This is a genomic window from Streptomyces sp. NBC_01450, assembly GCF_036227505.1.
In the GTDB taxonomy this organism is placed as follows: domain Bacteria; phylum Actinomycetota; class Actinomycetes; order Streptomycetales; family Streptomycetaceae; genus Streptomyces.
On record NZ_CP109480.1, the window covers coordinates 2,945,136 to 2,957,911 of the forward strand.

The 12,776-nt window shown below is 73.5% G+C and carries 6 protein-coding genes; all 6 read right to left on the reverse strand.

The genetic code is table 11. The features are described 5' to 3' along the window. Positions 1 to 37: 37 nt before the first annotated feature. Positions 38 to 2,596 (reverse strand): hypothetical protein, encoded by a 2,559-nt coding sequence (locus tag OG568_RS13375; protein ID WP_329531669.1) that lies wholly within the window; start codon positions 2,594 to 2,596, stop codon positions 38 to 40. Further along, positions 2,593 to 6,096 carry a tubulin-like doman-containing protein gene (locus OG568_RS13380; protein ID WP_329531670.1) on the reverse strand — a complete coding sequence of 1,168 codons (3,504 nt, stop codon included), beginning with the start codon at positions 6,094 to 6,096 and terminating at the stop codon, positions 2,593 to 2,595. The genes OG568_RS13375 and OG568_RS13380 overlap by 4 nt, the downstream gene beginning before the upstream one ends. Before the next feature lie 146 nt (positions 6,097 to 6,242). Beyond that, positions 6,243 to 8,558: a VWA domain-containing protein gene (locus tag OG568_RS13385; RefSeq protein ID WP_329531671.1), complete on the reverse strand. Its 2,316-nt coding sequence runs from the start codon at positions 8,556 to 8,558 to the stop codon at positions 6,243 to 6,245. Positions 8,559 to 8,628: 70 nt separating this feature from the next. Further along, positions 8,629 to 9,177, reverse strand: a complete 549-nt coding sequence (locus OG568_RS13390) for a Pycsar system effector family protein (protein WP_329531672.1) — start codon at positions 9,175 to 9,177, stop codon at positions 8,629 to 8,631. Continuing rightward, on the reverse strand, positions 9,174 to 10,271 hold the full coding sequence (locus tag OG568_RS13395; protein WP_329531673.1) for a hypothetical protein: 1,098 nt from the start codon (positions 10,269 to 10,271) through the stop codon (positions 9,174 to 9,176). Before OG568_RS13395 ends, OG568_RS13390 begins: the two co-directional genes overlap by 4 nt. Further along, positions 10,264 to 12,774, reverse strand: a complete 2,511-nt coding sequence (locus OG568_RS13400) for a hypothetical protein (protein WP_329531674.1) — start codon at positions 12,772 to 12,774, stop codon at positions 10,264 to 10,266. Before OG568_RS13400 ends, OG568_RS13395 begins: the two co-directional genes overlap by 8 nt. Positions 12,775 to 12,776: the final 2 nt, after the last annotated feature.

Genomic DNA, 12,776 nt, shown 5'->3' on the forward strand with positions numbered 1-12,776 from the left:
TCGTACGGGTGCACCGGGCGGGGATGCGGGGTGCGGGTCACCAGCTGTCGCCGTCCTCGTGGTCGTACGGGTCGAGGCCGTCGGCCGGGGAGCTCTGGCGGGAGCGGACGGTGTCCACCACGCCCATCCGCAGCGGGGTGAGCCGGACCAGCCCGGCGTACCGTCCCGACGAGGTCCACAGCGTCTGCTCCGGCGGTACGCAGCCGCTGGTCCGCCAGGTCTTCTCGACCTCGTCGCGCACGGCCTCCGGTGCGAACCTGATCCACACCGCGGCCGCCGGGTCCCGGCTGAGCACCGTTCCCTGTTCGGGTGAGGACAGCTGGACCACGGCCTGCCGGTCCGCCTCCGTGCCGACCAGGTCGGCCACCCGGCGCGGGTCGGTGCCCAGCAGGTTCGCCGAGCCCGCGCGGGTGCGGTGGTCGGCGGCGAACGGGGGCGGGGCCAGTACGCCGTTGTGCTGGAGGTGGCGGCGGGCCGTCGAGAGCAGGTCGCGGACCCGTTCCTCGGTGCGCCGGACGGCGAGGGCGCCGGCCTGGCCGCGCTCGACGGCACCCCAGTAGGGCTCCATCGCCACCATGGCGGCGTCCGTCAGATCACCGGCCAGGGCGGCGACGAGCTCCGGTCCGCCCTCCCCGTTCTCGCGCTCCAGCCAGCGCGGAACCCCCGCGGTGCGGTCCGCCCACGGGTCGGCGGCGCCACCGGACTCCGCGGACTCGACGGGCTCGGTCCAGGAGGCCCCGTCCTGCCAGGCGTACGCGCTCGCCCAGTCGCTGTCCCCGTCGTCGGGCACGGCGAACGTGTCCGTCTCCAGGACCGAGGCACTGGTCAGCCAGTCGTCCGCGTCGAGCGGCTCGGTGCCAAAGGCGCCGGTGACCGTGGGGCGTTCGGGCTCGGGCACCGCCTCGGCGGCCGCGGCGGCCGCCGTCGCCCGCAGCATGCCGGCCACGGACCGGGCCGCGTCGGCGCAGTGCAGGCGCTCCTCGACGGCCCAGTGCTCACGGACCGCCTCGGCCAGCAGCGCGTCCAACCCCTCCAGGGCCCCCCGCAGCGCGGTGGTGGCGCGGAAGGCCGCCCAGGAGTCGATCGCGGTACGCCACAGTCGGCGTGCCGTCTCCACCGCGACACCGAGACCCACCAGGAGACCGACGGCGCTCAGCCAGAGCGGGGGCTCGACCGCGTACGCCACCGCCACACCGACCGCGGCGCCGCCGAGTGCCGCGGCCCGGGGGCCCCAGCCCCAGGGGCCGGGACCTCCCGCGCCCCGCAGCCGGGACGCGCCGAGCAGCGCCACCGCGAGGAAGACCAGCGGGACGGCGATCGCCAGCGCCGCGAAAGGCCCCCGCCACAGCGCGCCGAGCAGTCCCGCCAGGGCCGCGGCGGGCAACGCGCCACGCCCCGTGGCCACGGGGCCACTGCCCATGGCCGGCCGTCGGGACACCGCTTCGGTGGAGTGGTCGGCGAGCTTGCGCACCAGTGCCGAACCCGGTACAGGCTCCACCCGTCCGGCCAGCCCGGTGAAGCGCTGGGCCACGGACCGCAGGGCGAGCCCCTGTCCCAGCAGCTTTCCGGCGAACTCGCGCAGTCCCTCGCCGATCCGCTCCCCCATGCCCTCGGCCGAGGGCACCCGCAGTCCGAGGGCCGAGAGCCGGGCCGCCGCCTCGGCGGCCGACGGTGCCATGCCTGAGCCGCCGCCGCGCAGAGCCGTGCCGACGAGGTCCCGGTACTCGCCGAGCGCCTGGTGCGCCTGGTCGAGGTCCGTCTCGAACGTCTGCCTGCGGGAGGCCCACAACAGCCCGGGCAGGGACCGCAGTGCGGCCAGTGCGTCCTCGGCGTAGTCGAGGGCCTCGGCGCAGGCGAGGTACGTGCTGTCCGCCACGCCGCCCGGCTCCCGGTGCCGTTGGTCGCGGCCGCCCCGGCCCGCGACCAGGCTCCGCAGCGGCTCCGGCAGATCGGCGCCGGAGGAGGCGGTCGCCAGCAGGTCGGGGGCGAGTTCGGTGTCCTCGCCCGCGAACCTGAGGAGCGCGTCGCGCCAGGCCCGGTCGCGCACCTCCAGCGGCAGGTCCTGCTCCAGCAGCCGTACTCCGGGCGCGGCGACGGCGTCGGGCAGCGCTCCGAGGTCGTCGAGGACCTTCAGGTACACGTCCGGGACCGACAGCACGTCCACCAGGACGGCGAGGGCCTCCGGGGCGTCGGGCTCGGGCTGTTCGAGCGCCGTGCGCGCGGAGCGCAGATCGCCCGCCCACAGCAGGGCGGTGCCCGAGGCCCGCAGCACCGCGGGCCGCACCAGGCGCCGGTCCGGCTGGAAGGCCTCGTCCTCTCCGGCGTACGAACCGGGCGCGCTGCCCACCAGCAGGACCAGGATCCTGATCTCGCCCACGGCCCGGTAGGCGGTGAGCAGTTCGTACTGCCGCTGGTGGTCGGTCAGCCCGGCCGGGGTGTCGACCACCAGGAACAGCGGGTCGTCGGGTTCGGGCAGCCCGGCCCGCCCCAACTGCCGGGCGACACTGGTCCGCAGGGCCCCCGCGGTGTCGAGTTCCGCCGCGCCGCTGCGCAGGTCGAGCTGGATGACGGTGCCGAGGTCTTCGGACGTCTTCACTCCGGGTCACCGTCCCAGGGGTTGCGGCGGGAGCGTTCGCCGTCGTCGCCGTACGGGCCTGTGTCACCGGGCTCGTCCCAGGGCACCGTGGGCCGGTCGGCGCCGCCGGGGCGCCCGTCGACACGGTCGCCCCGGTCACCCCGATCCACGCGGTCACCCCGATCACCGCGGTCGGCGCCGTACCCGTCGTACCCGTCGTCGTAGTCGTCCACGGACGCGCGGCGCGGACGTTCCTCGGTGCCGCTCGGGTACTTGTCGAAGGAGGTGCGCGGTGCGGTGCCCCAGTCGTCGTCATCGGGCACGGCACGCCGGGGTTCGGGGAACTCCTTGCGGACGCGCGGCTCGGGAGTTCCGCCGCGTACGTGCTCCAGCAGCGTGCGCAGGGTCGGCTGGACGGCGCGCTGGTCCCCGAACTCGGTGTCCAGAGCGGCCGGCAGTGTCTTCGCCCAGAACTCCCACAGCGGGCGCACCCATCCCTCGACCCGCTCGCCGCCGCGCTCCCGGCGATCGGCCAGCAGCTCCAGCTGACGCGGGGCGGTCTTCTCGACGAGTTCGACGAAGAGCGGATGCGGTTCGCTCGCGCTCCTGGCGAGACCCAGCGGCTGAGCCCCCATCAGTTCACGGCAGTAGTCCTCCACGGTCCGTTCGTCGTCGAGGACGGTCCAGCGTTCGTAACTGCGCAGCAGCTCCGCCCAGCTCGACACCCCGCCGGGGAAGTCCCCCAGCCGCAGCCGGACGCCGGGCACATGGGCGCCCTTCTCGGGGAACAGCCGCAGCCGCAGCCGTTCCGGCGACGCCGACTCGCCGTCCACCACGTCGACCTGGCCGTTCCACATGCAGCACAGCAGCCGGTGCAGGATGACGCGGCGGTCCTCCTCGCTGCTCACCATCCAGCTGTCCCGGTAGCCGAGCCGCTGCCGCCAGCGCAGCACGTCCTGGGCCTGCTCGGAGTCCTTCGCCCTGGCCCACTGGCGCAGCACCTTGCGGGCTTCGGGCACCTGGGTGAGGCTCATCTCGCTACGGAAGAGGACCACGGTGACGGAGTCGCTCTCCACTCCCCGGTACTCCACGGAGTTCTTGGCGTCGGACGGCAGCCGCAGCGCCTTGCCGAGGTACTCCTGCACCTCTTCCACGGCCTGCACGCGCGGGTGGGTGACCAGGACCCGCAGCGGTCCTGTCCCCTCCGGGGTGAAGCCCACCGGCAGCAGCCCGGTCAGCTTGCGGCCGAACAGGTCGAGCGCCTCCTTGCTGACCTGGTCGGCGGCGTCCGCGTCGCCCGCCGCGGCGGCCAGCAGGGTCCCCATGGCAGGCAGCAGCGGGCGTTCCTCCAGGTGTTCGCCGCTCTCCGCGAACAGTCGGGTGATGCGGCCCTCGAGCTGTGCCTTGACGACCGCGACCGCGTTGTCCGGATTGCGGCGGCTGAGTGTGTGGACCTCGCGCCAGGTGTCCCCGTCGATCATCCTGAGCAGGAGCGCGGCCTCGTCGTCGTTCTCGCGCATTCCCTCCCAGCGGATCAGCCGGGTGACCAGGTCCTCGTAGAAGTGGTTGAGGGTGCGCTGCGGCGGCAGCAGATACGAGATCCCGGTGCGGTCCTCGTACAGTTCGAGGCCCTTCTGCGCCGAGACCTTGCGTTCCTGGTCGGAGTGTTTGCGGAAGGCGTTGACCAGGCGTCCGAGGTCGGCCCCGGCGGTGCCGGCCGGGGGCTGCCACTGCTGCTGCTGTTCCCGCCAGGCCTCGTGCCACACGGTCCGGCTGCGCCACTGGTACCAGAGGTCCTGCTCCTGGAGCGCCGCCTGCACGTCGTCGTCGCCCCAGCGGGCCGGTGACATGCCGGCCAGCCGGCCCTTGATCCTGGGGGTCTTGGGCGGCTGATCGGTCACGCCCTGCGGGCGCTGGGGGGCACGGGAGCGGCTGTCGAGCATGCCGAGGAAGCCGAGCCGGGCGATCGGTTCGTCGCTGCCCGGGACGCCTCTGACGATGCGTTCGGCGAGGAAGGGGTCGACGGTCTGGAGGAGTTTGTCGATGGCGGGGCGCGGGGCGAAACGGTCGGCCATCGAGGCGGCCTGGCGGTCGGCGATGGACTGGAGGTCGGACAGCAGCCGCTGCATGTCCGTGATCCGTTCGCCGAGCGCCTGCTCGATGGCCTTGCCGCCGCGCGGCAGCGGATCGGGTTCCGGGACGGCCAACTGGGCGCGTTCCCACAGCTCTTCGAGGTGGGAGTCGGCGAACAGCTGGCGGATCAACGGCACCGCGCCGTCCCGCAGCACGGCACGCGGCCGCTCCACGAGATCGGTGACCGCCTCCCGCAGCAGCCGACCCGCCACCAGGTCGGCCAGTTGGTCCATGGGTGCGGTCATGGAGGCGACCAGGCTGGTGGAGACGCCCTGTCGGCCGATGCCGGTGGGGGACACGGCGCTGCGGTGCACGCCCCGGTTGATGAAGCTCGCGGCGAAGGTCTGGAAGTCGTCGTCGGTCGCCGTCGCCCGGCCCCGGGGGCGGCTGTCGCCCAGTTCGGTGCCGATCAGCGACATCACCAGGGAGACGATGGAGCGGCGCAGGTCGTCCTGGCGGATGCCCGCGGTCGGGCTGAACAGGAAGGCCGTGGGCAGGATGCCGGTGCGCAGGCGGATCGGTGTCGTGCCCGGGTAGCGGATGCCGAGCCCGGAGTCGAGGTCGAGGTCGAGGTCGCCGATCTCCGTTCCCTCGCTCGGCGCGTTCTGCGCGTCGACCAGCCGGAACAGATCGACCAGCGCCCGGGCCGCGTTGAGCTCCGCCTCCCGTCCGCCGCCGCCCGCCGAGGAGAACGAGGACGGCATCACGACCAGCGGGTAGATCTTCACGCCGTCGAAGCGGCGCAGCTGGAAGGCGTGGTTGATCAGGTGCAGATAGTCGAGGAAGATCCCCGCTCCGGTGCCGCCGGCCACCGAGAAGGCGACGAACACGTCGCAGCCGTTGACCTTGCCGCCGCCGAGCTCGGCCAGTTCACCGGCCGACTTGGCGATCGCGTCGATCGCCTGGAGCAGCGGTTCGAGGACGGGGGCGAGGCTGTGCCGGAGCGTGGCGAAGAGGGCGGCGCGTCCGACGGTGGGCAGTTGGCCCGCGCCGTTGTGGAGCGGGGTGACCTTCGGTTCGTCGATGCGCGGCGGCAGCCAGTCGGCGACCTCGTCGCGCAGGCTCGCCCGGAGCATCTTGGTCAGTTCCGGTGACGCGTCGAAGTTCGGCAGCAGGTTGTGGGTGGCCCGGGAGGTACGGGCGTAGGCGGCCCGCAGCGAGGGGTCCACATTGAACTGGGGCAGCCGCTGAAGGTCGGACTCGCTGTAGTCCGCGTACACGAACTGGAGGCAGTCGGGCAGCTGGTAGGGGGCGTGTCCGCTCAGGTGGCTGAGCGCGACGCCGTCCGGTCCGCACAGCTCGGCGCGGAGTTTGCGTTCGAGTTCGGCGCCGACCAGGCCACCGGTGCCGCCCAGGCCGACGAAGAGCATCGGCTGGAAGATCTTCATGGGTTTCCTCCCCGCTTGCGGCCGTCGCGGCGGCCGGTTCGTGCTCGGTACGTCCGTGGAGTGCGCGCGGTACGGCGGCCGCGCTGCGGTGCGGTGCGGTGCGGTGCGCGGGGGCGGCCCGGTGGCACCTCGGGCCGCCCCCGGCGTCACAGGTACGACCCGTACGAGCTCCCGCTCTCGCCGGTACCGGTCGCGGAGGTGGTGGAGCTCGCGGTCGAGCGGGTGGAGGGCCGCGGTCGGCGGACCTTCGAGGCACGGGTGTCCTCGCCGAGGGCGAGGCTCAGCGTCTCGGTCAACTGGACCTGGCCGCGGGCGGGCAGCGCGGTCCGGCCGCCGCCCTGCTTGCGCAGGACCGCCCCGCCCTCGGGGCTGCGCTGGACGGCGTACGGGCCGTGGGCGCGCCGCTCGATGCGTGGGCTGCGGTGGGGTTCGACGACGGCGAACTCGTACCACTGCTTGTGTCCGTGTCCGGCGAGGTGCTCGCCGAGGACGTCGCCCTCCGCGGAGACCAGCCGCAGCACCAGGCCGAACGGGTCCCTGCGGGTGCGGCGCTGGCGCAGCCAGGCGAGGACCGCCGCGGTGATCAGCGCGATCAGCGCGACGGCGGACACGAACGCCCACCAGTACTTCGCCCAGATGCCGGGCTCGGGTGTGACCCGCACCGAGAGCGGGGTGCGCAGCAGCGTCCGGTCGTGGTCGGTGGTGTCGACGACGGTGACGGTGCCGCCGAGTCGCAGCCCGCCGTCGCCGAGGCGGTCGCCGAAGAGGTCGCGGGGGGCGACTTCGACCGTGACCTTCCGGGTTCCGGACTCGCCGGGCTTCACCTGGATCTCGGCCGGGGTGACCGTGAGCAGCCCGGCCTTGAGGTCGGCGACGGACAGCCGAAGGGTGTGCGGGCTGTCGCTGGTGTTGTGGAGGGCCAGCGTGCCGGTGACCGTGGAGCCGGGGTGGGTGTTCGCGGTGGGCAGGTCGAGCGTGGTGGTGACGGGCAGTGTTCCGGGCGCGATCTGGCCGCTCTCGCTGCGGGTGTCGGCGCTCAGCCCCGAGGCCGTCAGCGTGCCGCTCACCTTCAGCGCCCCGTCGGCGCTCTGGGGGATCTCGACGGAACCGGTGAAGGAGCCGTCGCTCGCCTTGGAGTCGGACCCCTGGCCGTCGTCGGTGAGGCGCAGCGCCTCCGGGTCGAAACCGTGGCCGGTCAGTTCACTGCTGACGCGCAGCCCCTCGTAGTCGCGTGCGTCCTTGATCTCGTAACCCTCGCGGGTCTGCAGACGCATGGTCACCGTGACCTTGTCGCCGGCCTGCGGGGACGGCGGGTCCATGGTGATGGCGCCGCGCAACTCCCCCTGCCACAGCACGCTGACGGCGACGGGCCGGGAGCGGTGGCCCTCCGGGGCCTCGGCCTTCACGCGCCAGGTGCCGGGCACCGGGTCGACGATCTTCAGGGCCTCGACGGTGCCGCTGCCGCCCGCCAGCTCGAAGCTCGACCTGCGGTACGTCCCCGTGGTGGGGACCTGGTGGCCGTTGGGGTCGAGGTAGGTGATCTTCACCTGGGGGTCGCCCTTGTCGACGACGATGCTGCCCACGGTCGCCAGCGGCGAGATGCCGATCTCCAGCGTGGCCGGCGGCCGCTTGCTGGGGCCCTCTTCGTGGCGCAGGCAGTGGGCGGCGGCGAAGATCTTCTCCAGCATGGGGCCGACGTCCTTCGCCCCGGAGACCTTGCCCGCGGTGGGGCGGGCGGAGGGCAGTTCGACGCAGCCCTTCTGGTATCCGCCGGCGGCGATCCGTTCGAGCTGCGCCTTGTCGGGGTCGGACCCGAAGCCGAGCGGCCAGATCTGGACGTGCTGGGCGGCGGCGTTCTCGAGCTCCTGCGTCAGCTGGCGTTCGCCCTCGTCCTTGCGGTGCGCGGGGTCGCCGTACTTGGGGCTGTCCTGGACGTCCAGCTTCCCGTCGGTGAGGAGGAACAGCACGCGGGGCCCGGACGGGTCGGTGCCGGTGGTGAGGTCGTGCACTCCCTGGCGTATCGCGCTCGGGAAGTCGGTGCCGGTGCCCTCGTTCTTCGTGCGGCTGCGCAGTTTGCCGACGCAGGCGCCGATGGTCTCGCGGCCCGCTGCGTCGAGCGTGGTCCGCGGGCACACCGGGTCCACCGCGCGCTGGGAGTCGGACTCGGCGGCGGCGAAACCGAAGACCGTGGCGTGGGAGGACGAGGAGACGTCGCCCAGCGCGATCCGCGCGGCGGCGGCCTTCTCGGCCTTCATGTCCTCGGGTGTGAGGCTGGCGGACTCGTCCACGGCGATGGAGTAGTTGACCGCCGGGAAGGCGGGTGCGGAAGCCGCCGCCGGCACCTGATCATGACCGGCGGGTGCCAGCAGGGACACGAGCACCGCCATGCCGCCGAGCGCGTGGCCCGCGGCGCGCCGCGCCCGCCCCCTCCCTGCCTGCCGTCTTCCCGTGATGCTTCCCACGGCCGTCCCCCAGCTTCTTGGTTCGTCTCTGCGTCGAGTGCGTGCGGTGTGTCGAGCGGTGTGCCGCGTGTCAGCGGGCGGTCAGACTCCAGGCCAGGGCCAGCACCGTCGAAGGGGCGAGCGAGCCCACTCCCCAGCGGATGGCCCGGTACTTGGCGGACAGGATCGAGCTGACGTCCACGGCCTGGACGAGCAGCCATCCGGCGGGATCGCGTCCCGCCTCGGTGACCCCGGCGGACAGCCCCGCGAGATCGCGGGGAGCCAGCAGGTCGCCGAAGAACGTCACCCCGTCCCGGCCGCGGACCGTGCGGGTACGTGGCATGAGCGCCCCGACCAGCGCGGTCACCGCGACCACCCAGAGCACACCGGCGAGGATCAGCGGCACGTCGGCGAGCCCGCGCCAGTCGAGTGGGCCGTGCCGCCCGATCAGGAACGCGGGCAGCGCCAGCGTTCCTGAGAGCAGTACGGCCGCCTTCGCGTCGGCCCGGCCGAGGTCCTCCCTGACCGTGCTCAGCAGTCGTTCGGCGATGCGCTCCCCCCGGTCGGACCCGTGCGGACCCCCGTCCTGCACGGGCCCGACCGGGTCGCAGGAGGTGCGCGCCGGGCCGTCGCCGGTCACCGGTCCTCCTCCGCCCAGGACCATCCGTCGTCCCGGGAGCGTGTGCGGCGGCGCGGCGGTTCGGTTTCGGCGTCCTCGGGGTCGCCTGGGTAGGGCTCTCTCGCGCGTGGTCCCCGGTCCGCCCGGGAGGGCGGTTCGTCCGCCACCCAGTCCGGGGTGAACGGCTCGTCGACGGCCGGGGCCAGCTGCGGGGTCTCGCGGCGGGCGGGCAGCGAGCCGATGGGACCCTGGAGGGGGTGGCGGCCCTGGTTGAGGAGGTTGAGGGCCTGTGTCTCCATGTCGTTGGACTGGATCTGGCCGCTGGCGACCATGGCGAAGAGCCGGTCGACGCGTTCCTTCTCGTCCTGCCGCCCCTCCTGGCGGATCTTCTCCAGGAAGTCCTTGGCCGCCTCGGGCTCGGCCGCCAGCATGTAGCTGAGCTGTTCCAGCTCACCGCCCTGCAGCATCTTGCGGAACGCGGCCTGATGCACCCGGGTCACCTCCGCCGAGGCGTGCGCGTCCCGGATGCCGTCCATGTGCTCGATGGTCCGGTCGTCCACCCGCAGGCGGACGTACAGCCGTACCCGCAGGCCGAGTTCAGTGCCCAGCTCGGCCCAGCGCGCGCCGGCGCACTCCAGGGTGATGGCGCGGTCGGCCTGTTCGGCCTGGGTCACCCGGTAGGCCGAGGACACCTCGCGCAGCCGCTCCAGCACCGGGGCGGTGAGCCGCTGGGCGACATCGGTGACGACCTCGGTGGCGACCAGATGGGGATCGGTCACGGTCCAGTGGATGTCCACCTCGGCCTTGAAGAAGGTGGTGCCGCCGGCGGCGGGCAGCTCCATCTGAAGTGTGGTCACGAAGGTGCCGAGCGCGATCTCGCAGATGGTGTACGGCCGCGCCAGCGCCCGCTTGTCGACGTGCTGGACACCGGAGACGGTGACCACGCTGTAGCCGCCGTTGCGGTAGAACAGCACCGAGGCCTTCTGGGCGCTCACCTGCGGGAACCCGCCGGTCGGCGTGTACTCCCGCAGGAACGGGCCCGCGGGCCCCGCGGCCGCCTTGCGCGCCCTCAGCCGCTCCCTCGCCTTCGCCCTCGCGTCCTGGTCCTCAGCCATGGCTGTCCTCCTCGCCCGTCCTCTCCTTCGGCGGGACGGCGAGCCACCACAGGGAGCGCGCCTGCGCGTCGGGGAGCGGATTGTCCGGATCGTTCATCATTCGGCGCAGCAGCCAGTCCAGCCGCCGTCGGTCGTTCTCCTTGGTCACCAGCGCGGGCAGCAGGGCCGCCAGCCCCGGCCGGGTCCCTTCGGTGCCGTCCTTGCGCACCCCCGAACGCAGCAGGGACTCCAGCGCGTCCAGGGCCACGTCCTTCGACCGCGCCGTGCTCAGCGCGCTCCACATCAAGTCGGCCATGGGGAGTACGAGTTCGGGGCGGATGACGGCGAGGGCGAGCGGCAGCGGCCAGTCGGCGCGGTCCGCCAGCGGGGAGTCGGGCTCGTCGGGCAGCACCTCGTCCACCGAGGTGAGGGCGAGCCGGACGGTGGTCACCAGACCGAGGTCCTGGTACTCCGCGCGCTTGTGGTGGGTCCAGTCGGCCATCCGCCGCAGCACCGTGGCACCGTCCGGGAGCGCCAGCAGCCGTACGGCGTTGAACGAGGCGACCGCCAGATGCTCCCCGTCGTCACGGACCCCGATCCGGGCCAGGGCGTCCAGGGCGTCGTCCGTCGTGTCCGCGGCGTTCCCGTACCCCAGTGCCATCGCCGCGGTCCAGCGCAGCGACTTCGTCCCGTACCTGCTCCAGTCGTCGACCAGCTTGAGCACCGCCTTGCGGTGCGACGCGTGACCGGCCGCCTGGTCCAGCGTGGTGGCCGCGAAGATCCTCCGGCGGGGCGTGGCCGCCTCGGCGAGCGGCCTGATCAGCTCCGCGTATCCGTGGTCGAAGTCCCGTGCGCACAGCTCCCCGGCGGCCACCGCGGCGCGCATCCACACCTGGGGGCGCGGGTCGTCGGCGAGCAGCCGCAGCCAGCGCACGATCGGCGCCCGGACGGGGAAGTGCCGGTCCCAGATCTCGGTCAGCACCGCGGAGGGCAGCGCGGAACCCCGGTACCAGATCAGCCGGGCCGGAACCTCGGTGCCGGCCACCTCGATCCGGCCGTCGGTCAGTTCGGCGCGTGAGAGCGCGAGATCGGCTTCCGGGTCGTCGCAGAACAGGGGGCGGGCCGGGGTGTGGTCCGGATCGCACTGTACGGACAGCTCCCAGGTCAGCAGATGGGCGGCAGCGGCCACCGCGCTGTGCGAGGCCCCGCCCAGTACGGCGAGGGCGATACGGAACGCCACCGGGTGGAACAGGGCCGCCGTACCCGGCCGGCCCGCGCCGCCCTCCGGCTCGGCGGGAGGCGCCGTCAGCGCCCGGTCCACTCCGGCGAACCACTCCTGGGCCTGGTCGGCGGCGAGGCTGCGGCAACCGGCCAGCAGCTCGTCCCGGGAGACCTCGCCCAGTTGGTGTCCGGCCAGCAGCGAGGCGAGCAACTCGGCCTCGGCGGGGCGTAGATCCTTCAGTCCGACCGCGTCCTTGACGTCCTGGCGGAGCGCCAGTTCCTCCGCCCCGGCGAGCAGGTCCTCCAGCCGGACACCGCCGTCCGGGGCGGCGGCGACATGCTCCTCCAGCCGTTCCCGTAACCGGGTGGTGAGCAGTTCCTTGGTGGGCGCGGGCGGGCAGAGCCTGCCGTACCGACCGGCCAGCAGCGGGTTCGCCGCCGCCCCGACCGTGACGACGACCACCGCGTACGCCTCGCACCCGGCCAGGGCCGCGGCGAGGCCGTCCAGATCCATCTCGTCCGGGGGCGGCGCGACAAGTCCGGTGAGGGGGAGTTCCAGCAGGTACCCGGTGCCGCGCCGTGCCTCCTCGCCCTCGCCGGCCAGGGAGTGCGTCAACTGCCGTACGCCGCCGTCCGGATCGACCCGGCGCACCCGGGATCCGGCTGCGGGCTCCGTGCCCGTGGCGTCCGCCGAGGGGCCGGTGACCTCGTCGAGGAGCGAGAGCGCGGTGCTGGTGCGTCCGGTGCCGGGGGCGGCGCCGAGCACCAGCAGCCGACGGGTGTTGAGGGCCTTGCGCAGCTGTACGTATCCCTGCGGTTCCACGTGGACGCGGCGCAGCCTGCGCAGTTCCTCGTCGGGCACGGGGCCGCCGCGCATCCCCGCGCCGGAGTGGCGGGCGTCCATCCGCAGATGGATGTCGCCGATGTGGGCGCTCTGGAAGAACGAGCGGTCGAAGCTGTTCAGGTCCCGGCCGGTGTCGAACAGCATCCGGGTGGCGCGGCGGGCCCGCGAGGCGGCGGCGAGGTCGGTGGTCCCGTCCTCGCCCTGCTCCTCGGCGAGCGGGTCGCGGGTGTGCTCCTTGAACCGCCCCGCGGCGCGCTCGTGTTCCGCCTTCTGGTCCTGCTCGACGTCGCCCTCTTCCGGGGCGTCGTTCCCGGCGGCGACCTCGTCGCCGTCGGCCTTGTCCCCGTCGGCACGGGGCGGTTCGTTCCTGGCCTTCCCGTCGGCCTCGGGCGAACGGGCCTCGGCCCTCTTCTGGGGTGCGGGCTCGGCGGCGCCGCCCGCCTGCTGATCGTCGGTCACTG

Bases quoted from the DNA above. Each gene is read 5' to 3' on its own strand.
- OG568_RS13380 (WP_329531670.1), bottom strand. From the start codon at position 6,096: ATGAAGATCTTCCAGCCGATGCTCTTCGTCGGCCTGGGCGGCACCGGT.
- OG568_RS13395 (WP_329531673.1), bottom strand. From the start codon at position 10,271: ATGGCTGAGGACCAGGACGCGAGGGCGAAGGCGAGGGAGCGGCTGAGG.